The sequence below is a fragment of the Streptomyces sp. CB02414 genome, assembly GCF_001905385.1.
Lineage (GTDB): Bacteria > Actinomycetota > Actinomycetes > Streptomycetales > Streptomycetaceae > Streptomyces.
In genome coordinates, this window is record NZ_LIPF01000009.1 from 183,771 (window position 1) to 207,871 (window position 24,101).

At 72.8% G+C, this 24,101-nt stretch carries 22 protein-coding genes; 8 read left to right on the forward strand and 14 right to left on the reverse strand.

Going from position 1 to position 24,101, the window contains the following annotated elements; translation table 11 throughout:
- Positions 1-50 precede the first annotated feature (50 nt).
- The 6 genes from cobT to AMK11_RS28050 all read right to left on the reverse strand — a co-directional run bounded on the left by cobT (position 51) and on the right by AMK11_RS28050 (position 9,287).
- Positions 51-4,145 (reverse strand): nicotinate-nucleotide--dimethylbenzimidazole phosphoribosyltransferase, encoded by a 4,095-nt coding sequence (gene cobT / locus AMK11_RS28025; RefSeq protein WP_073730860.1) that lies wholly within the window; start codon positions 4,143-4,145, stop codon positions 51-53.
- A 347-nt stretch (positions 4,146-4,492) separates the two neighbouring features.
- Positions 4,493-5,713 (reverse strand): precorrin-6y C5,15-methyltransferase (decarboxylating) subunit CbiE, encoded by a 1,221-nt coding sequence (gene cbiE, locus AMK11_RS28030; protein WP_073730861.1) that lies wholly within the window; start codon positions 5,711-5,713, stop codon positions 4,493-4,495.
- A 124-nt stretch (positions 5,714-5,837) separates the two neighbouring features.
- On the reverse strand, positions 5,838-6,476 hold the full coding sequence (locus AMK11_RS28035; protein WP_073730862.1) for a GNAT family N-acetyltransferase: 639 nt from the start codon (positions 6,474-6,476) through the stop codon (positions 5,838-5,840).
- Between the two features lie 127 nt (positions 6,477-6,603).
- Entirely contained in the window at positions 6,604-7,431 is an 828-nt protein-coding gene (locus AMK11_RS28040; RefSeq protein ID WP_073730863.1) for a MetQ/NlpA family ABC transporter substrate-binding protein, read from the reverse strand.
- 75 nt (positions 7,432-7,506) lie between these two features.
- Entirely contained in the window at positions 7,507-8,244 is a 738-nt protein-coding gene (locus tag AMK11_RS28045; protein ID WP_073730864.1) for a methionine ABC transporter permease, read from the reverse strand.
- Positions 8,241-9,287, reverse strand: coding sequence for a methionine ABC transporter ATP-binding protein (locus AMK11_RS28050; RefSeq protein ID WP_073730865.1), 1,047 nt, complete (start codon positions 9,285-9,287; stop codon positions 8,241-8,243). The genes AMK11_RS28045 and AMK11_RS28050 overlap by 4 nt, the downstream gene beginning before the upstream one ends.
- Positions 9,288-9,890: 603 nt before the next feature.
- Between AMK11_RS28050 and AMK11_RS28055 the strand changes: the two genes are divergently transcribed.
- Positions 9,891-10,250, forward strand: a complete 360-nt coding sequence (locus tag AMK11_RS28055) for a hypothetical protein (protein WP_073730866.1) — start codon at positions 9,891-9,893, stop codon at positions 10,248-10,250.
- 1 nt (position 10,251) lies between these two features.
- Entirely contained in the window at positions 10,252-10,668 is a 417-nt protein-coding gene (locus AMK11_RS28060) for a hypothetical protein (RefSeq protein ID WP_073730867.1), read from the forward strand.
- Positions 10,669-10,676: 8 nt separating this feature from the next.
- On the opposite strand, the gene AMK11_RS28065 is transcribed toward AMK11_RS28060, so the two are convergent.
- The 3 genes from AMK11_RS28065 to AMK11_RS28075 form a co-directional block, all read right to left on the reverse strand.
- Positions 10,677-11,174: a GNAT family N-acetyltransferase gene (locus AMK11_RS28065; protein ID WP_073730868.1), complete on the reverse strand. Its 498-nt coding sequence runs from the start codon at positions 11,172-11,174 to the stop codon at positions 10,677-10,679.
- Between the two features lie 45 nt (positions 11,175-11,219).
- Positions 11,220-11,726: a sigma-70 family RNA polymerase sigma factor gene (locus AMK11_RS28070; protein WP_073730869.1), complete on the reverse strand. Its 507-nt coding sequence runs from the start codon at positions 11,724-11,726 to the stop codon at positions 11,220-11,222.
- A 104-nt stretch (positions 11,727-11,830) separates the two neighbouring features.
- Positions 11,831-13,006 carry a glycerophosphodiester phosphodiesterase gene (locus AMK11_RS28075; protein WP_073730870.1) on the reverse strand — a complete coding sequence of 392 codons (1,176 nt, stop codon included), beginning with the start codon at positions 13,004-13,006 and terminating at the stop codon, positions 11,831-11,833.
- Between the two features lie 403 nt (positions 13,007-13,409).
- Here AMK11_RS28075 and AMK11_RS28080 point away from each other — a divergent pair, with 403 nt between their 5' ends.
- A complete protein-coding gene (locus AMK11_RS28080) occupies positions 13,410-14,081 on the forward strand; it encodes a lysophospholipid acyltransferase family protein (protein ID WP_073730871.1) in 672 nt (223 codons plus the stop codon).
- A gap of 85 nt (positions 14,082-14,166) precedes the next feature.
- Here AMK11_RS28080 and AMK11_RS28085 read toward each other — a convergent pair whose 3' ends face one another.
- The 4 genes from AMK11_RS28085 to argH form a co-directional block, all read right to left on the reverse strand.
- Complete coding sequence (locus tag AMK11_RS28085; protein ID WP_073730872.1) at positions 14,167-15,699, reverse strand: MFS transporter; 1,533 nt, start codon at positions 15,697-15,699, stop codon at positions 14,167-14,169.
- Positions 15,700-15,702: 3 nt separating this feature from the next.
- On the reverse strand, positions 15,703-16,248 hold the full coding sequence (locus tag AMK11_RS28090) for a TetR/AcrR family transcriptional regulator (RefSeq protein WP_241847100.1): 546 nt from the start codon (positions 16,246-16,248) through the stop codon (positions 15,703-15,705).
- A 91-nt stretch (positions 16,249-16,339) separates the two neighbouring features.
- Complete coding sequence (locus AMK11_RS28095) at positions 16,340-17,311, reverse strand: aldo/keto reductase (RefSeq protein WP_073730874.1); 972 nt, start codon at positions 17,309-17,311, stop codon at positions 16,340-16,342.
- Positions 17,312-17,401: 90 nt separating this feature from the next.
- Entirely contained in the window at positions 17,402-18,829 is a 1,428-nt protein-coding gene (gene argH, locus AMK11_RS28100; RefSeq protein ID WP_073730875.1) for an argininosuccinate lyase, read from the reverse strand.
- Positions 18,830-18,948: 119 nt separating this feature from the next.
- Between argH and AMK11_RS28105 the strand changes: the two genes are divergently transcribed.
- The 5 genes from AMK11_RS28105 to AMK11_RS28130 all read left to right on the forward strand — a co-directional run bounded on the left by AMK11_RS28105 (position 18,949) and on the right by AMK11_RS28130 (position 23,472).
- A complete protein-coding gene (locus tag AMK11_RS28105) occupies positions 18,949-19,530 on the forward strand; it encodes a pyridoxamine 5'-phosphate oxidase family protein (RefSeq protein WP_073730876.1) in 582 nt (193 codons plus the stop codon).
- Positions 19,531-19,727: 197 nt separating this feature from the next.
- Positions 19,728-20,444, forward strand: coding sequence for a L,D-transpeptidase family protein (locus AMK11_RS28115; protein WP_073730878.1), 717 nt, complete (start codon positions 19,728-19,730; stop codon positions 20,442-20,444).
- Positions 20,445-20,531: 87 nt separating this feature from the next.
- Positions 20,532-21,914, forward strand: a complete 1,383-nt coding sequence (locus AMK11_RS28120; protein ID WP_073730879.1) for a ferredoxin reductase family protein — start codon at positions 20,532-20,534, stop codon at positions 21,912-21,914.
- 27 nt (positions 21,915-21,941) lie between these two features.
- Positions 21,942-22,679 (forward strand): FMN-binding protein, encoded by a 738-nt coding sequence (locus AMK11_RS28125; protein ID WP_073730880.1) that lies wholly within the window; start codon positions 21,942-21,944, stop codon positions 22,677-22,679.
- Positions 22,680-22,734: 55 nt separating this feature from the next.
- A complete protein-coding gene (locus tag AMK11_RS28130) occupies positions 22,735-23,472 on the forward strand; it encodes an FAD:protein FMN transferase (RefSeq protein WP_073730881.1) in 738 nt (245 codons plus the stop codon).
- An 85-nt stretch (positions 23,473-23,557) separates the two neighbouring features.
- On the opposite strand, the gene AMK11_RS28135 is transcribed toward AMK11_RS28130, so the two are convergent.
- A complete protein-coding gene (locus AMK11_RS28135; protein WP_073730882.1) occupies positions 23,558-24,097 on the reverse strand; it encodes an arginine repressor in 540 nt (179 codons plus the stop codon).
- Between the last annotated feature and the right edge of the window lie 4 nt (positions 24,098-24,101).

Here is a 24,101-nt window from a genome sequence, read left to right on the forward strand (position 1 = left end):
CCGCCGGTTCGGCACCCCGGAAATGCCCCGCCCAGCCTTCTGGCTGACCCCTACTTCTCGGTTACCCCCGCCGAGTCGAACGTCGCCACCTCGTGCATCGCTCGGGCCGTGCTCTGCACCATCGGGAGGGCGAGCAGCGCGCCCGTCCCCTCGCCCAGGCGGAGGTCGAGGTCGACCAGGGGGCGCAGGCCGAGCTTGTTGAGCGCGGCGACGTGGCCGGGCTCGGCGCTGCGGTGACCCGCGATGCAGGCCGCCAGGACCTCGGGGGCGATCGCACGGGCCACCAGTGCGGCGGCGCCGGCGCTGACGCCGTCGAGGATCACCGGCGTGCGCAGGGAGGCACCGCCGAGCAGCAGGCCGACCATGGCCGCGTGCTCGAAGCCGCCGACCGCGGCGAGGACGCCGATGGGGTCGGCCGGGTCCGGCTGGTGGACTTCCAGCGCGCGGCGGACAACCTCGGTCTTGCGGGCGAGCGTCTCGTCGTTGATGCCGGTGCCGCGGCCGGTGACCTCGGCCGGGTCGGCGCCGGTGAAGACGGAGATGAGCGCGGCGGACGCGGTGGTGTTCGCGATGCCCATCTCGCCGGTGAGCAGCGCCTTGTTGCCGGCCGCCACCAGGTCGCGGGCGGTCTCGATGCCGACCTCGATGGCCTGCTTGGCCTCCTCACGGGTCATCGCGGGGCCGGCCGTCATGTCGGACGTGCCCGCGCGGACCTTTCGGGGCAGCAGGCCGGGCGTGGCGGGCAGGTCGGTGGCGACACCGACGTCCACGACGCAGACCTCGGCGCCGACCTGGGTGGCGAAGGCGTTGCAGACCGCTCCCCCGCCCAGGAAGTTGGCCACCATCTGGGCGGTGACCTCCTGCGGCCAGGGGGTGACGCCCTGGGCGTGCACTCCGTGGTCGCCGGCGAAGACCGCGACGGCCGCGGGCTCGGGGATCGGCGGCGGGCACTGCCGGGACAGCCCGGACAGCTGCGCGGAGATGATCTCCAGCATGCCGAGCGCGCCGGCCGGCTTGGTCATGCGCTTCTGGCGCTCCCATGCCTCGCCGAGCGCCTTGGCGTCGAGCGGGCGGATCTGTGCGACGGTCTCGGCGAGCAGGTCGTGCGGTTCCTCTCCGGGCAGGGCGCGGCGCCCGTAGGTTTCTTCGTGGACCACCCAGGACAGCGGGCGGCGCTTGGACCAGCCTGCCTGCATCAGCTCGGGCTCGTCCGGGAACTCGTCGACGTACCCGACGCACAGGTAGGCGACGACGTCCAGGTGTTCGGGCAGGCCGAGGGCCCGCACCATCTCGCGCTCGTCGAAGAAACTGACCCAGCCGACGCCGAGGCCCTCGGCGCGGGCGGCGAGCCAGAGGTTCTCGACGGCGAGCGCGGAGGAGTACGGCGCCATCTGCGGCTGCGTGTGGCGGCCGAGGGTGTGCCGGCCGCCGCGCGTCGGGTCGGCGGTGACGACGATGTTGACCGGGGTGTCGAGGATGGCCTCGATCTTCAGTTCCTTGAACTGCTTGGCCCGGCCCTTGGGCAGCGACTTCGCGTACGCGTCGCGCTGACGCATCGCCAGTTCGTGCATCGCGCGGCGGGTGTCGGCGGAGCGGATGACGACGAAGTCCCAGGGCTGCGAGTGGCCGACGGAGGGCGCGGTGTGGGCGGCCTCCAGGACGCGGAGCAGCACCTCGTGCGGGATGGGGTCGCCGCGGAAGCCGTTGCGGATGTCGCGGCGTTCGCGCATGACCTTCAGGACGGCCTCGCGTTCGGCGTCGGCGTAGGCGGGGGCCGCCGGGCCGGTGGAGCGCCGTGCGTCCGCCTCCGCGGCCGTGCTCACGCCCTCCGGGTCTTCCGGGTCCTCCTGGTCGGCCCGGGTGTCCAGGTCGTCGGCGTTCTGGGCGACCTCGGGGTCCGCCTCACGAGGGGCGGGGACCGGGGCGACGGGTTCCGGGGCCTCCTGAGTCGCCGGAGTCGCCTGGGTGTCCCACGTCTCCGGCGGTACGACGAGTGCCTCGGGGGGCGTCGGTGCGAGGTGCGGGGTGGTCGGGACCTGGCCGCCGTCGACCGGCACGAACTGGCCCACGGGCTGGTCGGGGTGCGGCTGGACACCGTCCGCCGGCGCCGCGACGGCCACTGCGGGTTCGGGCGCGGTGTGCGGAGCTTCCGCTGCTGGCGCTACGTCGGCTTCCGGTGCTACGTAGGTGCCGGCGACGGACTGGGGGCCCTGAGCGGGCTGCGCGTCGGTGGCAGGGCGGTCCGGTTCCTGCGCGGCGGGTTGCGCGACGGCGCCGTCCTGGGCTGCGGCGGCCCGCACGTCCGCGTGCGGGTGGTCCTCGGCCACCGGAACGGGCCGCGCCGAGCTCTCCGACGGTGCGGTCGCCTCGGGCGCCGGTGCGGGCTGCCCGTCGGCGGCCCCGGGCTCCGGGGACGGCACGTGTCCGGCGGGTTCGCCGGGTGTCAGGTGGGCCTCGGAGGGGGTGGCGGTGCGGGCGGCCTCGGTCACTTGCGCCTCGGCGGGCGGGACTTCCTGCGGTCCGGGCACCTCGACGGGTTCGGCCGGCAGCGCTGCGGGCTCGGGACCCTCGGTGGGCTCGGCCAGCGGCACTGGCTGGACGGCCTCGGTGGGCTCGGCCGACTGCACGGGCTGGGCAGCCTCCGCCGGCTCGGTGACCGTCTGCACGGGCTCGGGAGCCTGATCCGCACCGGCCGCCTGCGCGGTGCCCGGTACCCGTGTCGGCTCGCCTTCCTGCGCGGCTTCGGGGGACCCGGTCGGCTCCACCGCCTGCACCGGCTCCGCGGCGTCGGCCGGCTCGACCGTCGGTGCGGGCCCCTGGCCGTCCGCCGGCTCGACCGTCTGTACGGGCCCCCGGCCGTCGGCCGGCTCGACCGTCTGCGCGGCGTCGGCAGCCTCCCCCGGCTCACCTTCCTGCACAGTCTCGGGAGCGTCGGCCGGCTCCACCACCGGCACGGCCTCGGGCGAGACTCCCGCGGGGGTGCTGACGTCCTGGGCCACCGCCGCCACCGGCTCCCCGGCGGCCTCCGCCACGGGCTGCACGGGGCCCGCCTCCGGGGTCGGGGCCGACTGAAGGAGCGGGGCCGGCTCAACCGCCTCCTCCGCTCCCGTCTCCGGGAGTGCCGCCTGGGTCATCTGCTCGGCTTCGTGCCCCGGAACGGCTCCGGGTGCGGGCGCTTCGTCCGCCGTCGGCTCGGTCACCGCATCGGGTGCCGGCGCCTCCTCGGCCGGGCGCGCTGCCACGGCCTCGGGAGCGGTCTCTTCCTCCGCCGCCGGCTCGGCCACGGCCTCCCGCGTCCCGTCGCCGTCCTCGGGCGTTCCCTTGACGTGCGCCGCCTCGGCACCCGGTGGGAAACCGGCGCCGTCCGCGTCGCCCGGCGCGCTCAATGCCGGGTCCGGGACGCCGGCGTGGGTGTCCGCGGCCGGGACCTCGGGCTCGCCCGGTTCGCCGCTCTGCCCGCTCTCCCCGGGCTCCCCGCCCGTCGCCGCCACGGCCTCCGTGGCCACGCGGGTCACCAGCGCCTGGGCGGCACCCACCGGCTGGGCGGCCTGGTCCGCTACCGGAATAACCGTTTCCGCACGCACTGCCCCGGCGCCCACCGGCACCTCCGCCGGCTGCTGGGTCTGCGGAGCCGCCTGCGCGGCGCCCCAGGGCGCCGCCCCCTGCGGAGGCGTCGCGGCGGTCTGCGGGGCGTCGAGGTACTCGGGACCGGCGGCCGGCGGACCGGCGTGACGCACCGGCGCGTCGGCCGGGCCGCGGTCGGCGAGCGAGCGGACCGGGCTGGCGGAGGTGTCGGGGATCGGCGGACCGAGGTGCAGGGGCCTGCGCGGCGGAGCGGGGACGGAGGCGGGCTGCGGCGACGGCTCGGGCGGACGGACGCCACTGAGATCGACCGCGCCGCTGTCACGGCCGGACATCTCGTGCGGACCCGGCTGATGCACGGTCTCGACGACCGGCTCCGGCGCGGGCGGCGCGACCTCGTTGCCCCAGGCACTCTGGGCTCCCGGCAGCAACAACAGGTCCTCGTCCTCGGCGGTGGTCTCGGAGAGGTAGGTGTACGCGCCGGGTGCGGGGACGCCCGGCTGCTCCACCATGCCTGCGTTCTCCGGCAGCCCCTCGCCCGGGATCTGGCCGGTGTCGGTCATGCGTAACCCCTCGCCCATCGGTTAGTGCTTCTACGACCAGCTCGCCCGGGACGGCGCACCGACCGCCCCGTAGTGAGAACGAGCGTGCGTGCCCAGCGGCACGAACGACCCGTCGAAAATGACGACAAAGCCATTGAGTGGCATTGTCGCGGTCGTTGCCCCGTCACGACAGCTTGATCCGCGACGGCCCGCTGTGGACTGCGCCACGTTGCGCGTCCTCCGGTTCTTGCCGTACCACACCCAGCCCGTAAGAGGGCGGTTTTTGCGGACATTGACCGGCGAAGTGCCAGGTGTCCGAGCGCGGTACAACAATCCGCCAGCCTACCCCGCGCGGTACGACTAACCGATCACGGGGCGCGGTCCGGAAGTACCCCGCTGAGCAGGAACGCAACGCTCCGCTCCGTCTCCGTCCAGGCCCGGGTGTCGAGTCCCACGGACTGCAGCAGGGCGCACTCGACCCGGTAGCCGTGCTCCGTCAGGTCCCTGCCCACGAGTTCGGCCGCGTCGCGGGTCGCGGCGTGCGCGACGATGCGCTGCGGACGGCGGTCGGCGACCGCGGAGACCACGGCCGCTCCCCCGCCGCCGACGCGCACGACGTCGGGTTCGGGAAGGTCCTCCAGGACGTGCGGGGCGGTGCCGTGCACGATCTGGAGCTGGACGCCGAAGTGGCGGGCCGTGGCCTCGGTGCGGGCGCAGGCGTCCGGGTCCCGGTCGACGGCGATGACGGCGGCGCCGCCGCGGGCGGCCTCGGTGGCGAAGGCGCCGCCGCCGCAGCCGATGTCCCACACGAGGTCGCCGGGGCGGGGCCCGAGCCGGGCGAGTTGGGCCGTGCGCAGCAGCTCGGTCTCGCCCTCGCCGAGGTCACCGCCGTACGCCTCGGCGGGCAGCGACCAGCCGCGCGGTCCGGCGGCGGGGCCCCGGCCGGCGATCCAGCCGGCGCCGTCGCCCGTCGCCCCCGGGCCGGTGCTCCCGCCGACGACGATGACGACGTTCGGGTCGCGCCAGGTGTGGTCGGCGGCCTTCTCGGAGGTGACGACGGTGACCTGTTCGCGCGCGGTGCCGAGCTCCTCGCAGATGACGAAGGTGCGGTGGATGCCCTCCATGAGCAGGCCGAGTTCAGCGGGACCGGCGCCCGGGGAGGTGAGGACGGCGACCTTGGTGTGGGCCCGGCATACGTTCACCGCGCGTCGCAGGGTGCGGGGGTGGGCGACGACCACATGCGCGTCGTCCCAGGGCATGCCGGCGCGGGCGAAGGCGGCGGCGACGGAGGAGACGGCGGGGACGACTTCGACCTCGAGGCCGAACTCGGGGGCCCGCAGGGTGCGTACGACGCCGAAGAAGCCGGGGTCGCCGTCGGCGAGTACGACCGCGGTGCCCCGGTGGGCGGCGATGCGGCGGGCGGCGAGGGCGACGCTGCCGAGGCGGACGCGTTCGGCGGCGGGGGGCACCTCGGGAAGTGCCAGGTGGTGTGCGGCACCGGCCACGAGGGTGGCCGCGCCCAGTGCGGAGCGTGCCGCGGCGGTCAGCGGCGAACCGTCCCAGCCGATCACCGTGACCCGGTCGGCCATCGTCGTCAGTCTCCAGGGGTCTTGCAGGTCGTGTCGCGGAACCGTTCGCGGGTGTGTCCCGTGAGGGTACCCCGGTGCGGCCCCCGGGCGGGGTGTCGGCGGCGCCGGTGCGCCGGTCCGGGGATCAGTTCCAGTCGGTGAAGGTGCTGAAACCGCCGTCGTCGGTCAGCGGCCCGGACGCGCCCTCGAGGTCCTCCGGCAGCAGGCTCCACACGATGAAGTCGGTGCGTACGTCCGTCCACACCTCGTCGTCGGTGCGGACGCGGGCTATGCAGGCATTGCGCAGGACACCCTCGCTGATGCAGCCGATCTTCTGGGCGACCTGCTGGGAGGCGGTGTTGTCGGCGGCCGTGCGCAGCTCGAGGCGCTCGAACTTCTGGTCGCCGAAGAGCCACTGGGCGGTGGCGAGCGCCGCTTCCGAGGCGTAGCCCTCGCCGCGGGCCCAGGGGGCGACGATGTACGACAGCTCGGTGGACCGTACGTGCCAGTTGGTCTTGGTGAGCTGGATGACGCCGACCAGCCGCTGGGTGAGGAACTCGGTGACGGCCAGGTCGAGTCCCCGGCCCGCCGTGCGCTCGGCGGGAGCGTACTCGCCGATCCAGGTACCGGCGTGCCGCTCGGTGAAGGGCTGCGGGACGTGGGTCCAGGCGGCGACCTGCTCGTCGTTCATCATGGCGGTGAGGGCGGGGACGTCGTCCTCGTCGAGGGGACGCAGCACCAACCGCTCCGTGCTGATGGAGATGTTGGGGAAGGTGCTCGTCATGCGCCGCTCCGTAACCTGTGTGACCGTCAGGGCCTGCTCGAACTGCCCAGCATGCAGCATGTGAGCACGCGACCGCACCACGGGGTCCGCTCCGGCGGAGCGGACCCCGTGGCGGGTGCGGAGGGGATCAGAACGAGGGCAGCACGGCGCCGTCGTACTTGTCCTCGATGAACTTCTTCACCTCGGGCGAGGTGAGGAGCTCCGCGAGCTTCTTCACCCGCGGGTCGTCCTCGTTGCCCTCCTTGACGGCGAGGAGGTTGTTGTTCGGGTTGTCCTTGGCGGACTCCAGGACGAGGGCGTCCTCCGCCGGCTTGAGGTCGGCCTCGATGGCGTAGTTGCCGTTGACCACCGCGGCGTCGACGTCGTCCAGGGAGCGCGGCGTGGTGGCCGCCTCCAGCTCCTTGAACTTGAGGTTCTTCGGGTTCTTGGTGATGTCCGCCGGGGTCGCCGTGGTGCCGACGCCGTCCTTGAGGGTGATGAGCCCGTTCGCGGCCAGCAGCTGCAGGGCGCGGCCCTCGTTGACGGTGTCGTTGGGGACGGCGACGGTCGCACCGCTCTTCAGGTCCGCGGCCTTGTCGACCTTGTTGGAGTACAGGCCGAGGGGCTCCAGGTGCACGTCGACGACGGACGCGATGTGAGTGCCGCGCTTCTTGTTGAAGTCGTCGAGGTACGGGGTGGTCTGGAAGAAGTTGGCGTCCACCGAGCCGTCCTCCGTGGAGGTGTTCGGCGTGACGTAGTCGGTGACCTCCTTGACCTCCAGTTCGAGGCCCGCCTTCTGCGCCAGGTTGTCCTTGACGTAGTTGAGGATCTCGGCGTGCGGGACGGGGCTGGCGGCGACGACCAGCGGGCCGGAGGTGTCGGAGGCGGTGTCCTTGTCGGAGCCGCAGGCGGACAGCCCGAGGGTGAGGGCTCCGGTGGCGAGGACGGCGGTGGTGATCTTGGCGGTGTTACGCACGAAAAGTGCCTTTCCTTCAGGTGGTGCGACCCCGCCCTGTGTCCGGCGGGGAGTCTTGGGGAGGCGAGGAGCGCGCTACGCGACCTTGCCGACGTCGGCCGCGGCGGGCTCCTTGGCCTTGAGCAGCCGCAGCCGGGGCGCGGCGCCGGAACGTCCGCCGCGGCGGTGCAGAGCGCGGGCGGCGGCGTCGCCGGCGAACTGGATGAGCGAGATGGCGACGGCGAGGATCGCGACGGTGACCCACATCAGGCCGGACTCGAAGCGGTTGTAGCCGTAGCGGACGGCGAGGTCACCGAGGCCGCCGCCGCCGACGGTGCCGGCCATGGCGGAGTAGCCGATGAGGGCGATGACCGTGGTCGTGGTGGAGGCGATCAGCGACGGCAGCGCCTCGGGCACCAGGACCTTGCGGACCACGGTCCAGGTGTTGCCGCCCATGGCCTGGACGGCCTCGACCAGACCGCCGTCGACCTCGCGGACGGCCGTCTCGACCAGCCGCGCGAAGAACGGGATGCCGCCGATGGCGAGCGGCACGATCGCGGCCTCGCTGCCGATGGTGGTGCCGGTGACCCAGCGGGTGAAGCTCATCAGGGCGACCATGAGGATGATGAACGGCAGCGAGCGGCCGACGTTCACGATCTGGCCGATGACCTTGTTCACCACGGTGTTCTGGAGCAGCCCGCCCTTGTCGGTGAGGACGAGCAGGATGCCGAGCGGGAGTCCGCCGACGATCGCGATCAGGGTCGACCAGCCGACCATGATCAGGGTCTCCTGACAGGCCTGCTCCAGCAGGGGCTGCATCTCGGACCAGGTCACTTGGCACCTTCCTTCACCAGCACGGAGCCCTGCGCGGGGTCGTGGTCGATCACGTCGATCTGGAGGCCCTGCTCGCGCAGGAAGCCGACGGGCACGACGTTGTCCTCGTAGCGGCCGGGCAGTTCGATGCGCATGCGGCCGACCTGGAGCCCGCCGACGGTGTCGATGGCGGCACCCAGGATCGATATGTCGATGTTGTAGGTGCGGGACAGCTGGGAGATGACCGGCTGGGTGGCGGCCTCGCCGTGGAAGGTGACGTCCAGGACGGTGCGGTCGTCCCCGGACGCCTCGCCGCCGACCGGGAAGAGGGCGGCGGCCAGTTCGGAGCCGGGCGTCGCGAGCAGGTCGCTCACGGTGCCGGACTCGACGAGGCGCCCCTTCTCCATGAGGGCGGCCGAGTCGCAGATGCTCTTGACGACGTCCATCTCGTGGGTGATGAGCAGGACGGTCAGTCCGAGCTGCCGGTTGAGGTCGCGCAGCAGCTGGAGGATGGAGCGGGTGGTCTCCGGGTCGAGTGCGCTGGTGGCCTCGTCGGAGAGCAGCACCTTGGGGTCGCCGGCCAGGGCGCGGGCGATGCCGACGCGCTGCTTCTGGCCGCCGGAGAGCTGGGCGGGGTACGCCTTCGCCTTGTCGGCGAGACCGACCAGGTCGAGGAGTTCGAGCGCCTTGCGGGAACGTTCCTTCCCGGTCTTGCCGAGGATCTCCAGCGGCAGTTCGACGTTGTCCTGCACGGTCCGGGAGGAGAGCAGGTTGAAGTGCTGGAAGACCATGCCGATACGGCTGCGCGCCTGACGCAGTTCCCGGCCGGCGCGGGGGCCGCGGCCCGCCAGCGCGGTGAGGTCCTGGCCGGCGACGGTGACCGTGCCGGCGGTGGGGCGCTCCAGGAGGTTGACGCAGCGGATGAGCGAGGACTTGCCGGCGCCGGACTGGCCGATGACGCCGTACACCTCGCCCTCGCGGACGTGCAGGTCGACGCCGTCCAGGGCGGTGACCTCGCGGCCGCGGGAGCGGTAGACCTTGGTCAGGCCCGATGTGGTGATCACGTGGGTTTCCGTCACTGTCGAGTGCGCGGCGCTCTGGTGTGGCGCCGGGCACGGGGGCGTTGTTCTTCGGGGTTTGGGGACCTTCGGAACGCGGCACGGTTCTCGCGGTGGCGATGCGCGGTGGCGGTGAACCGGGGAGAAACGTGTGCGCGGGGCGTGGCCCGGCCGCGGGCGCGGGGCGCATGGGCGGACTCGGGCGGGCGCTCGCTTCGGGGCGCGAGGCTCAGGTGGTGCGGGGGCCCTCTAGAAGGCGCACATTCGGCACATACAACGAGCACCGGGCGTCATCGTCGCCTCGGTCGCAGGGGTGCGGTCGCTCGTCGTGCTCATGCGATCAGTAAAGCAGACGTACGCTCCTGACCGGAGACGGCTGTCCGGATGCTGGACAGCCGTGGGCGGTGACCGGACACCGACGCGCCGGCGACCAGGGGCGGAGGTTCCTGCTCGGGCTCCGGTGACCAGTGCCGACAAGGCCGCCGCCTCGCCGGCCATGGGCCGGGCGCGCGTCCGGCGGGCGTGCGGGCTGTGGCCAACGCCACGGTGGACCGGTGCGGGGCGGGGCCGGGGCCGGCGAGGCTTTTGGGGCGTAATAGGGTCGCTGCCATGCTTGACGTCCTGACGCTGGTGACCGGGGTCGCCGCGCTGCTGCTCGCCGCCTGGTGCGGCTGGGCGGCTTACCGTGACCAGCCGACGAAGGACTGGCACTTCATCGGCATGGCCGTGGTCTCGGTGCTGGCACTGATCCAGCTGATCGCGGGGATCGTGCTGCTGGCGCGGGGCGAGAAGCCGGAGCAGGGCACCACGATCTTCGTGGCGTACCTGCTGGGCGCCTTCGCCTGTGTACCGGCGGCGGGCTTCATGTCGCTGGCCGAGCGCACCCGCTGGGGTTCGGTGACGGTCGCCGCCGGCGGCGTCGTCCTCGCCGTCCTCGAGGTGCGGCTGTTCGACATCTGGGGAGGCTGAGATGGCGACGACGGAGCAGCGGCCGGACCGCAAGGGGCTGATCAGCGGCCCGGGCATCCTGCTGGTGTGGCTGTACGGGGTGATGGTCGTCGGCGCGGTGTCGCGGTCCGCGTACCAGATCGCGACCGAGTTCGACCGGGCGCCGCTCGCCTACACGCTCTCGGCGCTCGCGGGCATCGTCTACGGCTTCATCACCTACACCCTGGTGCGCGGCGGCGAGACGGCCCGCAAGGCGGCGCTGGTGTGCTGCGCCGCCGAGCTGGTGGGCGTCGTCGCGGTCGGCACCTGGACCCTGGTGGAACCGTCCGCATTCCCCGACGCGACCGTGTGGTCGGACTTCGGGATGGGCTACCTCTTCATCCCGGTGCTGCTGCCGCTGTCGGCCCTGTACTGGCTGCGCCGGGCCCGCACCGAGTAGGTGTCCGCTCAGGCCGTGGCGGCGTACTCCCCGGCGGCCTTCTCCAGGACGATCATGGGCACGCCGTCCGCGCCCTGCGCCGTCCCGACCGTCTCGTAGCCGACCCGCCGGTAGAGCCGCAGGTTGCTCTCGCTGCGGTGGCCGGTGTGCAGGCGGAAGCGCTTGGCGCCGCGCTCCTCGGCGAGCGCCGACTCCGCCGCGCGCAGCAGCCGGGCGCCGATGCCGTGCCCCTGGAGGCGGGGGTGGACGCAGAGCTTGCCGATGGACGCGGCCCCGTCCTCGGTCACCCGCCCGCGCACCGAACCGACGACCTCGTCGCCGAGCCGCGCGACGAAGACGCAGTCACCGGCGACCTCCTCGCGCACGGAGTCGAGGGTCTGGACGAGCGGGTCGATGCGGTAGTTGCCGTACAGCGCCGCCTCGCTCTGGAAGCAGAGGTACTGCAGCCGGAAGATCTGCTCGGCATCCTGCTCGGTCGCCGCCGAGATGGTCACGCTCATGCCCATGTGTGCATGCCTCCCGCTCACCTGATCCGCTGTGGTCCCCCACTCCTATCCCCGTCCTCGGCGCACCGCAACCTCCGGCGTCAGCAATCGCCGCAGACATCCCAGACATCGGGAACGTTCCGGGCCGAGACTGCCCTGTGAGATACCCAACTCCCCCGCGATCTCCCGGTATGTGAGGTCTTTCGGCGACAGCAGGGCCTCGATCAGCCGGGGGCAGCGGCCGGGCAGCCGGCGCACGGCGTCGCGCAGGGCGCGGCGGCGGTCGGCGGCGAGGACGAGCTGTTCCGGCTGGTGCTCGGCGGCGCCGGCGGGTTCGGTGTCGTACGGCCGTTCGTCGCGGCCCGCCCGGCGGGTGAGGCGGGCCTCGGTGCGCACGGCGCTGCGCAGCCAGCCATGGGGGTCGCGGGGCGGTCCCTCGGCCTCCAGCCGCTCGAGGAGGCGCAGCCAGACGGCCTGTTCCAGGTCACCGGGCTCGGTTCCGGACGCATATGCCTCGGCGGAGGCCTCGGCGGTGAGCAGAGGATGCAGCGCGGCGACCAGGTCGGATGTCATATGCGGATCGACGCGGCCGCCCGGGCGGTGGGTTGCCCGGGCGGCCGAAGGTCACCCCAACCGGGGTCGGACGCTCAGTTGTTGACGAGTCCGCCGTCGACCAGTCAGCCGTCGAGGAAGTCCTCTCGGGCCAGTACGCCGGTGTCGGGGTGGTCGGTGAAGACTCCGTCGATGCCGGTGGCGAAGTAGGTTCGGAACGCGCCGAACACGTCACCGTAGGCGTCGGGGTCGCTGCCCTCGCGGAAGTCCGCGGGCAGGAAAGGGTTCTCGTTGCGCATCGTGTACGGGTGCAGGATCAGGCCCGCGCGGTGCGCGTCGCGGACCAGGGTGGTCGGCTCGGTGAGCCGCCCGGCGGAGTCCTTGGGGATGATCAGGTCCAGCGTCGGGCCGATGCCCTGCGCGTAGGAGGCGATCTCCTTCAGGCCCTCGGGCGTGATGAGGTCGGCGGTGGTGCGCGGGTCGCCGCTCTCCACGAAGTCCCAGGGGCGGCTCTTGGCGCCGGAGAGCAGGACGGCCAGCGGGTTGCCGACGAGCCTGTTCATCCGCTGGATGCTGGTGGGTTCGAAGGACTGGATGATGACGGGCGAGTTCTTCCGGTCCTTGCCGTACTTGCGCAGCAGCCGCGCGAGCCGCTCCTCCGTACCCAGGCCCAGCCCCCGGAAGTAGGTGGGGTGCTTGAGTTCGGGGTAGATCCAGACCTGCTTGCCGCGCTTGCGGGTCTGCTCGTTCTGCCAGCGGAGCACCTCTTCGAAGGTGGGGATCTCCCAGCGGCCGTCGTAGAGGGTGTTGTGCGGGCGGTTGGCCGGGATGCGCTCGGTGGCGCGGAGCGTCTTGAGCTCGGCGAGCGTGAAGTCCTCGGTGAACCAGCCGGTGACGGAGACGCCGTCGAGCGACTTGGTGCGCTTGCGGTCGGCGAACTCGGGGTGGTCGGCGACGTCCGTGGTGCCGCCGATCTCCGGCTCGTGCCGGCAGACCAGGTGACCGTCCCTGGTGGGGACCAGGTCGCCGGCCTCGACGATGTCGGCGCCCATGTCGAGGGCGAGTTCGTAGGCGCCGAAGGTGTGCTCGGGGCGGTAGCCGCTGGCGCCGCGGTGGCCGATGACCGTCGGGACGGGCAGGCTCTTCACGCCCCCGCCGCGTCCGCCGCCGTGCCGGGGGTCGGCGGCTCTCGCCGTACCGGACAGGCCGAGTACGGCTCCGCCCGCGCCGAGCACCGCCGCCCCGAGGAGCGCCCGCCGTCCGGTGCCGCCCGTCTGCTCGTCCGACTCCTGCGTTCCCATCAGGGCCTCCTGTCGTTGACCGTCGGTGCGGGCCGATCGTAGGGGCGCGTACATGACGAGTGGGAGACCGCGACGGGAACACGCGGGTGCGCCGGGATGTCGTACGGGCGTGGAGTGGCCGGTGGGACGGGAGGTGTGACGTGCCGTCGGCTTCGGAGCGGCGAGCCGGGGTACGCGGTCGGTGGCCGCGGGTTTCGCCGTGGCGGTGCCTCACCGGCGCCGGGATGCGAGCTGTCTCACACGCCGGGCCGCCATCACCTCCGCGAAACGCCCCTGCACCGCAGGTGAACGCACGTCAACACTGCGTAAGGTCCGGGTGACCCGACGTGCGCGATCCCCCGCGCCGCGAGTAATGTCCTCACCTGCACAGACTCATACCGCATCCCCGACACCGGAGGACCCGTTGTCCCGCTTCGCGCTCATCAAGGCAGTGCTCGGCCCGATCATGCGCCTGATGTTCCGCCCACGGGTGGAGGGCGTGGAGAACATCCCGGGCGACGGCCCGGTGATCCTGGCCGGCAACCACCTCACCTTCATCGACTCGATGATCCTCCCGCTCGTCTGCGACCGGCAGGTCGTCTTCATCGGCAAGGACGAGTACGTCACCGGCAAGGGCTTCAAGGGCCGGCTGATGGCCTGGTTCTTCACCGGCGTCGGCATGATCCCGGTCGACCGCGACGGCGGCCGGGGCGGGGTCGCGGCACTGATGACCGGCCGCCGGGTGCTGGAGGAGGGCAGGATCTTCGGCATCTACCCGGAGGGCACCCGCTCCCCCGACGGCCGCCTCTACCGGGGCCGCACCGGCATCGCGCGGCTGACCCTGATGACCGGGGCCCCCGTCGTCCCGTTCGCCATGATCGGCACCGACAAGCTCCAGCCGGGCGGCGCGGGCCTGCCCCGGCCCGGCAAGGTCACCGTCCGCTTCGGCGAGGCGATGGAGTTCTCCCGCTACGAGGGCATGGACCGCGACCGCTACGTCCTGCGGGCCGTGACCGACTCCGTGATGACCGAGGTCATGCGGCTGTCCGGCCAGGAGTACGTGGACATGTACGCGAGCAAGGCGAAGGCGGCGTAGGGCCGCGCGACGTACGCAGGTGGACGGCGGGCCGCTCGGTGAGCGGCCCGCCGTCCACCTGTCCGGCCCTGAGGCCGCCGTACGGCTACGGGTGTTCCACCCCGTCCTCCAGGCGCTGGCCCCGCAGCAGGAACCAGGCGGCGCCCGCGGCGGCCAGCAGCACCGCCGCGCCGACGCCCGCCGCGAGCGTCAGGCCGTCGACGAAGGCCTGGCGGGCGGCGTCCAGCAGCGCCCCGGCCGACGGGGCCGGCAGGTGGGCGGCGACCTCCACCGCACCGCCCAGTGACTCGTGGGCCGCGTCCGGGGTGCCGGCCGGGCCGGTGAAGTCGCGGTAGACACCGGTCACGATGGAGCCGAGCACGGCGATGCCGAGGGCGGCGCCGAGTTCGTAGGCCGTCTCGGAGACCGCGGAGGCGGCGCCCGCCTGCTCCTTGGGCACGCTGGAGAGGATCACGTCGGCGGTGACGGTGAAGGAGAGGCCGGCGCCGACGCCGACCACCAGCAGGGCGGCACCGAGCAGCGGGTACCCGGTGTGCTGGCCGATGACGGTCAGCGCGGCCAGCGCCAGACCGACGGCGGCCAGTCCGCCGGAGACGACCGAGCGGACCGAGAAGCGCCGGGCCGCGCGGCCGGCGAGCAAACCCGCCACCACCGCACCGATCGCGGCGGGCAGTTCGGCCAGGCCCGCCTCGAAGGGGCGCCTGCCCTGTACCAGTTGCAGGTACTGGGAGAGGAAGAACACCAGCCCGGACAGGCCGAGGATGGTCAGCAGGTCGGCCAGGACCGCGCCACTGAAACCGCGGCTGCGGAACAGCCGCATGTCGAGCAGCGGGGTCGGCATGGTCAGCTGACGGCGGACGAAGCCGTAGAGCGCGGCGGCGCCCAGCAGGCCCGCGGCGAGCGTGGCCCACGCGAATCCGTGCGCGGCGGCCTCCTTGACGGCGTACACGACACCGACCATGCCGACGAGGGAGAGGACGACGCTGAGCAGGTCCCACGGGCCGGGGTCCGGATTGCGCGACTCCGGCAGCAGCTTGACGCCGACGAGGACCAGGACGGCCATGACGGGCAGGTTGATCAGGAAGACCGAGCCCCACCAGAAGTGCTCCAGCAGGAAGCCTCCGACGACCGGACCGACCGCCGCGCCCGCCGAGGCCGCGGCGCCCCAGATGCCCACGGCGAGAGAGCGTTCGCGCGGGTCGTGGAAGAGGTTGCGGATCAGCGCGAGGGTGGCGGGCATCAGGGTGGCGCCCGCAACGCCGAGCAGGGCCCGGGCGACGATCATCAGCTCGGGGGTGTGCGCGTAGGCGTTGAGGACGGAGATCAGACCGAACGCCGTGGCGCCGATGAGCAGGATCCGCTTGCGGCCGATCCGGTCGCCGAGGCTGCCCATGGAGACGAGCAGACCGGCGATGACGAAGGAGTAGACGTCGCCGATCCACAGCAGCTGGGTGCTGGAGGGGGCGAGGTCCTCACTGATGTAGGGGGTCGCGAGACCGAGTACGGTCGCGTCGACGGCCACCAGCAGTACGGCCAGCACGAGGACGGCGAGCGCCAGCCAGCGGCCGGGGCGCTTCACCGCCTCGGTCGTCTGCGCCGACTGCGGGGTGCGGGTCATGGTTCACTCTCTCCGAAGCGCGCCGCCGAGCAGCAGCTCGACGATCATGTGGTTGAAGTCGTTGCGGGCCACGCGGCCCTCGGCCACCGCCCAGGCGGCGGCGCCCAGCAGGCCGTACAGGGCCTCGGTGAGCCAGGCCGGGGTGAGGTCGATGCGGAACTCACCGCTCTCCTGGCCCCGGCGGAACAGGTCGGTGAGCCGGGCGTCGATGCGCGCCCAGCCCTCGTTCTGCTCCTCGCCCTCGAACAGCTGGTTCTCGGTGTAGAGGAAGGCGAGCAGGGCGGCGGAGGGCTCGATGCCGCGCACGAGCCGGCGCACCGCGTCGGCCGCCGGCCCCTCGTCCGGACGGGCCGCTTCCAGGGCCGCCTCGCACTCGGCGATGCCGAGCTCCTCCAGCGCCCGGACGAGGGCGTCGCGTCCGGCGAAGTGCCGGTGCAGCGTGGCCCGGCTGAGCCCGGCGGCCCGCGCGACCTCGTCCATGGTCGCGGTGGATTTCCGGGTCAGCAGGGCCGCGGCGCTGCGCAGTACCTGTTCACGATCGACGGCCATGAGACAACGATAACCCACATGAGACATCTTTGTCTCATCAGAGGCATACGTGACTCACCTCTCAGGGTCAGTCACGCGGCCGGAGTCAGGCTCAGTGCCAGGGCAGCTGCCCGCGCCGCTCCCAGTAGGCGCGCGGGTCCTCGACGAGCGCGTCGAGGCGGGCCACCTGGTCGTCGTCCAGGTCGACCACGGCGGCGTGCAGGTTGGAGCCGAGCTGGTTCACCGTCGCGGCTCCGGAGAGGACGACGCCGGCCCAGGGCTGGCGCAGGACCAGTGCGAGGGCGACCGCGTCGCAGCCCAGGGTCGTCTCCTCCGCCACGACCTTCAGTGCGTAGGGCGCGTGCGGCTCCGCGAGACGGCCGTTGGCCATGCCTTCCTTGACGATCACGGTGAGCCCCGCGTCGTGCGCCTCGGCGAGCGCGGGCCCGGCGGACGTCTCCAGGATGTTGTACGTCGACTGCACGGTGCGGAAGAGGGGTTCGCCGTCGACGGTCACGGCGAGCGCCGCGCGGATGGCGTCGGCCTGGGCGGGGCCGCTGGTGGAGAAGCCGATGGTGACGCCCCGCGCGGCGGCCTCGGCCAGCTTCGCGTGCAGGTCCTTGTCGGTGAGGGCCGGGCTGTCGGGGGTGAGCGAGTGGATCTGGTAGAGGTCGAGCCGGCCCCCGAGCAGGGCGTCGGTCTCGGCGCGCTGACGCTCGTACGTGGCGGCGCCGTGGTCCTTGACCTCGTGCTGGTCGGCGTCGGCGGACCACTCGGCCGTGTAGGTGTAGCCCCACTTGCTGCCGACGACGACGTCGTCGATGTCGGGGCGGTCCCTCAGCCAGCCGGCCAGGAACTCCTCCGAGCGGCCGTAGGAGCGGGCGGCGTCGAAGTAGCGGACGCCCTGGGCGTAGGCGGCGTCCAGGAGGTCGTGGGTGCGCTCGCGCATCGCTTCGACGGTGCGGTCGGCCGGCAGGTCCCGGTCACGGCCGAGGTTGATGTAGCCGGGGCGGCCGACGGCGGCGAGACCCAGTCCGATGTGGCAGGTGGGGGTGGTCGCCGCGGCCAGGCGGGCGAAGGGCATCGCGGGCTCCGTTCGGTCGACTGCTGAAGCTGTTGCAGCTGCTGAGCTGTTGACCAACGTAACCGTGATGCCCTTCGGGCACACCGGCTGCTACTTCTTGGCGTTCGCCCACGCGTGCTGGGCCGCCACGTCCGCCTTCACCTCGGCCAGCTGGACGGCGACCGCGCTGGGCGCCGTACCGCCGCGCCCGTCGCGGGAGGCGAGGGCGCCCGGGACGTTGAGGACGCGCCGGACCTCCGGGGTGAGGTGCTCGGAGATCTTGGCGAACTGCTCGTCGGTGAGCTCGTCCAGCTCCTTGCCCTCGGCCTCGGCGACCTTCACGCACTCGCCGGCCACCTCGTGGGCGACGCGGAACGGCACGCCCTGCCGCACCAGCCACTCGGCGATGTCGGTGGCGAGCGAGAAGCCGGCCGGGGCCAGCTCCTCCATCCGCTCGCGGTGCACGGTGAGGGTGGCCATCATGCCGGTGAAGGCCGGGAGCAGGATCTCCAACTGGTCGATGGAGTCGAAGACCGGCTCCTTGTCCTCCTGGAGGTCGCGGTTGTACGCGAGGGGGAGGGCCTTGAGGGTGGCCATCAGGCCGGTGAGGTTGCCGATGAGGCGGCCGGACTTGCCGCGGGCCAGCTCGGCGATGTCCGGGTTCTTCTTCTGCGGCATGATCGACGAGCCGGTGGAGAAGGCGTCGTGCAGCGTGACGAAGGAGAACTCCTTCGTGTTCCAGATGATGATCTCCTCGGCGATCCGGGAGACGTTGACGCCGATCATCGCGGTGATGAAGGCGAACTCGGCGACGAAGTCGCGGGAGGCCGTGCCGTCGATGGAGTTGCCCGCGCTGCCGTGCTCGAAGCCCAGGTCCTGGGCGACTGCCTCCGGGTCCAGGCCGAGGCTGCTGCCCGCGAGCGCTCCCGAGCCGTACGGCGACACGGCCGTGCGCTCGTCCCACTGCCGCAGCCGCTCCGCGTCCCGGCCGAGCGCCTGGACGTGGGCGAGGACGTGGTGGGCGAAGAGCACCGGCTGGGCGTGCTGGAGGTGGGTGCGGCCGGGCATCGCCACGTCCGGGTGGGCCTCGGCGAGGCCCACCAGCGCGTCCTGGAGGTCCGCGATCAGGCCGCCGACGGTACGGGCGTGGTCCCGCAGGTACATGCGGAAGAGGGTGGCCACCTGGTCGTTGCGGGACCGGCCGGCACGCAGCTTGCCGCCGAGGTCGGGGCCGAGCCGCTCCAGCAGCCCGCGCTCCAGGGCGGTGTGGACGTCCTCGTCGGCGATGGTGCCGGTGAAGGAGCCGTCGGCGACGTCGGACTCCAGCCGGTCGAGCCCGGCGATCATCCGGGTCAGCTCGTCCTCGGTGAGCAGCCCCGCCTTGTGCAGCACGCGCGCGTGGGCACGCGAGCCGGCGATGTCGTAGGGCGCGAGCCGCCAGTCGAAGTGGACGGACGCGGACAGCTTCGCCAGCGCCTCGGCGGGACCGTCGGCGAAACGGCCGCCCCAGAGCCGGACGTCACCGCTGTTGCTGCTCACTTGGGTCGCTCCTCACCGTACGGTCAGTGTTATGCATGAGTATGCAGAACTCTGCATGCTTCGTCAATTTCGCAGGTAGGCGACACACAGCGCGCCCCGCACCCTCATAATCGTTAGACATGGGAAAGACTTACGAACGCATCGACGGCAGACTCCGCACCTTCATAGAAGCTCAGCCCGTCTTCTTCACCGCCACCGCGCCGCTGGCCGGCGACGGCACGGTCAACCTCTCCCCCAAGGGCCTCACGGGCAGCTTCGCCGTGCTCGACGAACTCACCGTGGCCTACCTCGACTTCGCCGGCTCCAACGCCGAGACCATCGCCCACCTGCGCGAGAACGGGCGGATCACCCTGATGTGGTGCGCCTTCCAGGGGCCGCCGAACATCGTCCGGGTGCACGGCCGCGGCGAGCCGGTCTTCCGCGACGACCCCCGCTTCCCGGAGCTGCTCACCCACTTCCCGGACATCGACCCGAGCGAGCACGGGCTGCGCGCCGTCATCGTCGTGACCGCCGAACTGGTCCGGGACACCTGCGGCTACGGCGTCCCCTTCATGGCGTACGAGTCGGACCGGGATCTGCACGGCAAGCGTTTCGCGCGCGAGGACGACGCCTCGCTCAGCGCGTACTTCACCAAGAAGGAGTACATCGCGACGAGCATGGACGGCCTTCCCGGGCTGCCGTTGCCGCTGCCCCCGCCTTAGGGCCTGCCCGGCGGATCAGGCCGCAGACGCGGGGGCTGGCACGCCCATCTGCGGCGTTGTCGTCGGTTGCCGACGCTCCGCGTCGACGCCCTCCTCCGCCTTGCAGCTGGACGCACCAGCCCCCGCTCACCAGCGTTGATCAGACACAGCCCCTTTCCTGCGGCCTGATCCGCCGGACAGGCCCTAGCGTCTGAGCCATGCGCCCCGGTGTCGTCGCCGTCCTGCTGTCCGCCTCCCTCCTCGTGCTCGGTGCCGCGCCCCCCGGCGGGTCCGGTCCACGGCCCCTGCCGGCGCGCATGGCGGACACCGGCGGCGGCACCCAGCTGATCACCGCCGTCGCGCCCGGCACCGGTTCGACCGAGGGCCGGGTCACCTGGTGGGACCGCAGAGGTGGCGCGGGCGGCCGGTGGGTGAAGGCCGGTTCCGCACCCGCCCGCTTCGGTGCGGGCGGCCTCACCGACGGGGCGACGCGCGAGCAGGGCACGAACACCACCCCGACCGGCCTGTACGACCTCCCGTACGCCTTCGGCATCGAGCCCGCGCCGCGCGGGACGGAGTACCGGTACCGCCCGGTGCGCCAGGACTCCTGGTGGTGCCAGGACAACGCCTCCCGCGCCTACAACCGCTGGACCGAACCCCGCCCCGCCGACTGCCGCGCCACCGAGGCCGAGCACCTGATCACCTACCGGGCGCAGTACGCACACGCCCTGGTCGTCGGCTTCAACTACGACCGCCCGGTACGCGGCCGCGGCGCGGGCATCTTCCTGCACGTCGACGGGCGGGGGGCGACGGCGGGCTGCGTGTCGGTGCCGCGCGAGGCGATGCGGCGGATCCTGCGGTGGGCCGAGCCGGCTCAGCGGCCGCACATCGCCATCGGCACCCGGGACGGGGCCACGGCGATCAACCGCTACTGAGCGGCGGCGACGGGACCGGCGAACGCTGAACGCTCGGCCGGCCCGGCGCGTATCTGTGGGCCAAGGGCCGAGTCCCACGGAGGAACCGTGACCACCACGCTCGCCGGCGGCCGTGCCGCCCGCCGTCAGACGATGCGGCGCATCCGCCCGCGCCGCTCCCCCGCCGTCCCCCTGCTGCTCGCCGTGTGGGCGGGCGCGGCGGGCGTGTTGTGGCTGTGGTGGCGCAACACGCCCGCCATCTCCGACCGGACCGGCATGATCCTGAACGCGGGCCGGATCACCGGGCTGCTCGCCGGGTACCTGATGGCGCTGGTCGTGCTCCAGATGGCGCGCGTGCCCGCCCTGGAGCGGCGGGTGGGCTCGGACCGGGTCGCCCGCTGGCACGCCATGACCGGCCGCTACACCCTCTGCCTCATCCTCGCCCACGTCTTCCTGATCATGTGGGGCTACGCCGCCCAGGCGGGCAAGGGACTGGGCGACGTCGTCCAGCAGACCGTCGACTCGGTCAACCAGCTGCCGGACATGGGCAAGGCCGCCATCGGCACCGGCCTGCTGGTCCTCATCGGCCTGCTGTCCGCCGGCCCGGTGCGCCGCCGCATCCCGTACGACGCCTGGTACCACGTGCACCTGCTCACCTACGCGGCGGTGTTCCTGACCTTCTGGCACCAGCTGACCACCGGCAACGACTTCGCCGTCGAGCCGGTCGCCAAGACCGTCTGGTACGCGCTGTACGGCGCGGTGACCGCGCTCGTCCTCTGGTACCGCATCCTGACTCCCCTGCGCCTCAACCTGCGGCACCGGATGCGGGTCGAGGCGGTGATCGAGGAGACGCCCGGCATCGTGTCGGTGCTGATCGGCGGGCGCCGGCTGCACCGGATGGGCGCGGAGGCCGGGCAGTTCTTCCGCTGGCGGTTCCTGGCACCGGGGATGCGGTTCAGCTCCCACCCGTATTCGCTGTCGGCGGCGCCGCGCCCGGACATGCTGCGGATCACTGTGAAGGCCATCGGCGACCACAGCGCCCGGCTGCGCGAGCTGGAGCCCGGCACCCGGGTGTGGGCGGAGGGCCCGTACGGCGCCCTGACCGCCCAGCGCCGCAGCCGCGGCAAGGTGCTGCTGGTGGCGGGCGGGGTCGGGATCACGCCGATGCGGGCCCTGTTCGAGACGCTGCCCGGCGCGTCCGGCGACATCACGCTGCTCTACCGGGCCAACAGCACCCAGGACCTGGCCCTGTGGGACGAGCTCGCCGGGATCGCCGACGAGCGCGGCGCCCGGCTGATGTACGCGGTCAACAGCCCGGACGGGGAGCGCCCCGACATCTCGGCGGAGACCCTGAGCCGCAAGATCCCGGACGTCGAGCGTCACGACGTCTTCCTGTGCGGGCCGCCCGGCTTCGCCCAGTCGGTGTACGAGGCACTGCGCGGCGCGGGAGTCCCCGCCCGCCGTATCCATCACGAGTCGTTCGAGATGTGAGCGACGGACATCAGGAGTCCAGGACAGATGAGGAAAAGCCACCCCGTCCGGCGTGCCGTGCTCGCCGGTGCCGCCACCGTGTCCGGGATCGTGCTGCTGCTGTCGCTGAAACCGGCGTCCGACCCGGGCTCCGCCTCGGCGGCGGGCGGCGCGGCCCCGCCGGTGGCCGCGCAGTCGCCGCAGGGCGGGCGCGGTGCCGGGGCCGGCACGGTGACGGGTGACGCGGCCAGTACCCAGTACGGGCCCGTGCAGGTCCGGCTCACGGTGAGCGGCGGAAAGATCACGGGCGCGGAGGCCGTGCAGGCGCCCAAGGGCGGACAGAGCGACCAGGTCACCGCCGACGCCGTACCCCAACTCAACCAGGCCGCCATCACCGCCGGCGACGCCGACATCGACACCGTCTCCGGCGCCACCTACACCAGCGCCGGATACAAGCAGTCACTGCAATCCGCACTGGACAAGGTGAAGGCCGGGGCGGACGGCGGCCCGGACACGCGGACGCTCACCGGTGCCGTCGCCCAGACCCAGTACGGGCCCGTGCAGGTCCGGGTCACCGTCAACGGCGGGAAGATCACCGGCGCGGAGGCCGTACAGGCCCCCAAGGGCGGACAGAGCGACCAGGTCACCGCCGACGCCGTACCCCAACTCAACCAGGCCGCCATCACCGCCGGCGACGCCGACATCGACACCGTCTCCGGCGCCACCTACACCAGCGCCGGATACAAGCAGTCGCTCCAGTCCGCACTGGACCAGGCCGGTGGTTGATCCGGTGGCCGAGTCAGCACAGGCTCCCGCCGTGGTACGTCGGGTGGAGGAGACAATGGGGACCGTCTTCTCCTTCGACGTCCGCGGCGGGGAACCCACGGCCGTACGGGCCGCGCTGGACGAGGCGGTGGCGGGACTGCGGCGGGCCGACGAGGTGTTCAGCACCTACCGGGAGGGCAGCGAGGTCTCCCGGCTGGCGCGCGGTGAGACGACTCTCGCGGAGTGCGTGCCCGAGGTCGCCGAGGTGCTGGAGCTGGCCGCGGAGGCGGAGCGGGTGAGCGACGGCTGGTTCAGCCCCTCGTACCGGGGGTGGCTCGATCCGACGGGGATCGTCAAGGGCTGGGCCGTGGAGTGCGCCGCCCGGCGGGTCGCGGCGGCCGGTGCGAGCGGGGTGAGCGTCAACGGCGGCGGGGACGCGCAGTTGCTCGGGACGCCGGGGGCGGGGCGGCCGTGGCGGGTGGGCGTGTCGGACCCGCTGCGCCCGGGCGGGCTGGCGGCGGTCGTGTCGGCGGCCGGGGCGGACGAGCTGGCGGTGGCGACGTCCGGCACGGCGGAGCGGGGCGCGCACATCGTCGACCCGCGCACGGGGCGCCCCGCGGTGACCGACCTGGTGTCGGTGACGGTGGTGGCGGCGCGGCTGACGTGGGCGGACTGCTGGGCGACGGCGGCGTTCGCGATGGGGACGCGGGAGGGGTTGCGGTGGCTGGAGTCGCTGGACGGAGTGGAGGGGCTGTTGGTGACGGCGGGGGGTGGGGTGCGGTGCACCGCGGGTTTGGCGGGGTGGTTGGGGTGACTGCGACCCCCCGAGGGGCGCGGGGAACTGCGCGACCAGCCACCGACCGCCCGCACCCGGCCCCCGGTACCGGCCCCCGCCGCGCTCACCCCCCGTTCTGAGCCAACCGCAGCAAATGGTCCGCCAACGCCTGCCCACCCGTCGGCTCCCTGCTGATCAGCAGCAGCGTGTCGTCACCCGCGATCGTGCCCAGGATGTCGTGCAGTTCCGCCTGGTCGATCGCCGAGGCGAGGAACTGCGCCGCTCCCGGAGGGGTCCGCAGGACCACGAGGTTCGCCGACGCCTCCGCGGAGATCAGCAGCTCCGCGGAGAGCCGCCGCATCCGCTCCTCCTTCGCCGATTCCCCGAGCGGCGCCCGCGGGGTGCGGAAACCGCCCTCGCTGGGCACCGCGTAGATGAGGTCGCCGTCGTTGTTGCGGATCTTGACCGCGTTCAGCTCGTCCAGGTCCCGGGAGAGCGTCGCCTGCGTGACGGTCAGCCCGTCGTCGGCGAGCAGCTTCGCGAGCTGGCTCTGCGAGCGCACGGCCTGCCGGTTGAGGATGTCCACGATCCGGCGGTGGCGTGCGGTGCGGGTCTGCGGTACGGCAGGCCCACCGGTCTGCTCGTGCTCCTGCGCCTGGCTCATCGTC

Coding starts and splice junctions, on each gene's coding strand:
- cobT (WP_073730860.1), bottom strand. CDS start 4,145: ATGACCGACACCGGCCAGATCCCGGGCGAGGGGCTGCCGGAGAACGCA.
- cbiE (WP_073730861.1), bottom strand. CDS start 5,713: ATGGCCGACCGGGTCACGGTGATCGGCTGGGACGGTTCGCCGCTGACC.
- AMK11_RS28035 (WP_073730862.1), bottom strand. CDS start 6,476: ATGACGAGCACCTTCCCCAACATCTCCATCAGCACGGAGCGGTTGGTG.
- AMK11_RS28055 (WP_073730866.1), top strand. CDS start 9,891: ATGCTTGACGTCCTGACGCTGGTGACCGGGGTCGCCGCGCTGCTGCTC.
- AMK11_RS28060 (WP_073730867.1), top strand. CDS start 10,252: ATGGCGACGACGGAGCAGCGGCCGGACCGCAAGGGGCTGATCAGCGGC.
- AMK11_RS28065 (WP_073730868.1), bottom strand. CDS start 11,174: ATGGGCATGAGCGTGACCATCTCGGCGGCGACCGAGCAGGATGCCGAG.
- AMK11_RS28070 (WP_073730869.1), bottom strand. CDS start 11,726: ATGACATCCGACCTGGTCGCCGCGCTGCATCCTCTGCTCACCGCCGAG.
- AMK11_RS28075 (WP_073730870.1), bottom strand. CDS start 13,006: ATGGGAACGCAGGAGTCGGACGAGCAGACGGGCGGCACCGGACGGCGG.
- AMK11_RS28085 (WP_073730872.1), bottom strand. CDS start 15,699: ATGACCCGCACCCCGCAGTCGGCGCAGACGACCGAGGCGGTGAAGCGC.
- AMK11_RS28090 (WP_241847100.1), bottom strand. CDS start 16,248: ATGGCCGTCGATCGTGAACAGGTACTGCGCAGCGCCGCGGCCCTGCTG.
- AMK11_RS28095 (WP_073730874.1), bottom strand. CDS start 17,311: ATGCCCTTCGCCCGCCTGGCCGCGGCGACCACCCCCACCTGCCACATC.
- AMK11_RS28105 (WP_073730876.1), top strand. CDS start 18,949: ATGGGAAAGACTTACGAACGCATCGACGGCAGACTCCGCACCTTCATA.
- AMK11_RS28115 (WP_073730878.1), top strand. CDS start 19,728: ATGCGCCCCGGTGTCGTCGCCGTCCTGCTGTCCGCCTCCCTCCTCGTG.
- AMK11_RS28125 (WP_073730880.1), top strand. CDS start 21,942: ATGAGGAAAAGCCACCCCGTCCGGCGTGCCGTGCTCGCCGGTGCCGCC.
- AMK11_RS28130 (WP_073730881.1), top strand. CDS start 22,735: ATGGGGACCGTCTTCTCCTTCGACGTCCGCGGCGGGGAACCCACGGCC.
- AMK11_RS28135 (WP_073730882.1), bottom strand. CDS start 24,097: ATGAGCCAGGCGCAGGAGCACGAGCAGACCGGTGGGCCTGCCGTACCG.